General features: G+C 65.0%; 2 protein-coding genes and 1 pseudogene. 1 reads left to right on the top strand and 2 read right to left on the bottom strand.

The window, feature by feature from the left end; translation table 11 throughout:
* Positions 1 to 307 (top strand): annotated as a pseudogene (locus tag EN932_RS35365) (tyrosine-protein kinase family protein); the annotation flags it as partial.
* A 46-nt stretch (positions 308 to 353) separates the two neighbouring features.
* Here the strand turns inward: EN932_RS35365 and EN932_RS35360 are convergent.
* Both EN932_RS35360 and EN932_RS35355 read right to left on the bottom strand, forming a co-directional pair.
* The gene (locus EN932_RS35360; protein ID WP_027162411.1) at positions 354 to 1,190 is read right to left on the bottom strand and encodes a GNAT family N-acetyltransferase; all 837 of its coding nucleotides are present in this window, start codon (positions 1,188 to 1,190) and stop codon (positions 354 to 356) included.
* Between the two features lie 4 nt (positions 1,191 to 1,194).
* Positions 1,195 to 1,834: GNAT family N-acetyltransferase (locus tag EN932_RS35355; RefSeq protein ID WP_128369484.1), on the bottom strand; the 640-nt coding region annotated here is incomplete at its 5' end.

The raw sequence follows: 1,834 nt of genomic DNA, 5'->3' as shown, positions 1-1,834 counted from the left end.
GGCGGAAACCGCCGATCCGGTCCGCGCCATGCGCGCCGCCGACCGGCTGCCGATCATCATGCAATCGCTGACAACGGCTTATGATCTGGTCGTGGTCGAATGCGGACCAGCCGACGCGCAGGGCATCGGCCGTCTGACCGGCGACGCCACCGAGGTTTTTCTCTCCATGCTGGAGGCCGACGACGAGGTGACGCAAGCTGCCGTCAAACTGATCGAGAACGGCTATCCCGACCTGACGCTGGTGACGCCGCTCGGCCACGAACCGCCCGGCAATCCGGTGCCGGGACGGCGCACTGCCGCCGCCTGAGAGAGCCGCGGATCGCCTGGCGGAGCCGTTCAGCGGTTCGCCCGATCTAGCCCAGTTCCAGGGTCGTTACGCCGAACACCCTTTGCAGGTCCAGTTCCGGGGCAGGCCCCTTGTACATGCGCGTGGTGGTGAAGGTCGGCGCAAAGCCGGCCGCATCGAGCGCAGTTATGAAACCGGTGTTATCGGCGGGGACGTCGATATGCAGCTCGCCGCCCTCACAGGCACCGGCCAGTCCCTCCAGGAGTTGCAAAGCGATTTCCATGTCGTCGGCAAACAGCGGGCCGATCTTGAAGCCGGATCGACACCGGCGCGCCACGCCAAAGCCGGTCACGCCGCGCGAACCGATTGCCGCCAACCCATGATGCGGTTCCTGCAGCCATCGCTGCAGGAAGGCCCGCCGCGGCGCCGGAAAACAATGGGCGTCATAGGCGACGACATCGGATAGGAGTTGCGTTGTAATCGTCCGCAACCCATCGGCCCTGGCCGTCGGGCCTGCCTTGCGCCCGGTGAAGCGGATGGTCTCGTAGGCCGGCGCGAAGCCCTTGCGCCGGTAATTGGCCTGCTGCTCGGCGACGCCGTCAAGGCCGACGGTCCGGCCTGCAAGCCTTTTCATGCCGGCGTCCCACACCGTCTTGCCGTAGCCCATGCCGCGCATGTCAGGCCGGGAGATGTAGAGGCCGATGAAGCCGAATTCGCTGCCATAGGCCACGGCCGAAATTGCCGCGACCATGTCGTCGCCGACAAAGGCGCCGATGAAGCCTTCGGGGTCCGCCGCCTGGAGCATCGCCGGGTCTTCAAGACCTGGGTTCCAGCCTTCCGCGGCCGCCCAGTCGACGAGAAGCGCCAGTTCCTGCAGGGACAGTGTGCGGATGATCGGCGTCATTGCGTTAGCTATCTTCTTCCGAGGGCGCCGCCTGGCCGGCGGCTTTGCGGCGCAGTACCTTGGTCAGCTTCCAGATCGTCGGGCTGTTCTTGACGAAGGCTTTCAGCCGCGCGCCTTGCCGAAGCGTCAGCGCCAGCATGCGGCCCTTCACGGTCAAGGGGACCAGCACTTCGAAATGCCGCGTTTCGATATCGCACCACAGCCGCTTGTAAGGCTCATCTCCTACCGAAAAGTCATAGACCTCGAAACCGGTCTCGCAGGCTTCCTGGATGTTGTCGAAGAACAGGAAGTCGCCGGGGCTGGCGTGCCCGAGATCGTCCTCGGCGATCGCTCCGAATTCGCAGATCAGGCGTTTGCCCGAGCGGCTTGAACCGGTAATGGCGCGCAGCTTGCCGGCAACCTCGAGCCCGTGCAGCACGAAGGAAGGCTTGTCCTCGCTAAGTGCTTGCGAAAACAGCGCGCGGAAGAAGCCGCGCACCTGCGCGTCGCCGAAGACGTTGGCGATGCCCATCTTGCGGAAGCGGAGTTCCTTCATCTCGAAGAAGGCGTCGAGCAGCCTGTCGACCTCGTCCGGGGTGCCGGCCTCGATGCGCCGGTGGCTGCCGACGGTCTCGAATTTCCGGATCTGCGACCGGTGCTTCTTG

The organism is Mesorhizobium sp. M7A.F.Ca.US.002.01.1.1 (assembly GCF_004022955.1).
In the GTDB taxonomy this organism is placed as follows: Bacteria; Pseudomonadota; Alphaproteobacteria; order Rhizobiales; family Rhizobiaceae; genus Mesorhizobium; species Mesorhizobium ciceri.
The sequence above is the reverse complement of the archived record's forward strand: the minus strand, read 5'-3'. Positions and strand labels throughout refer to the sequence as shown.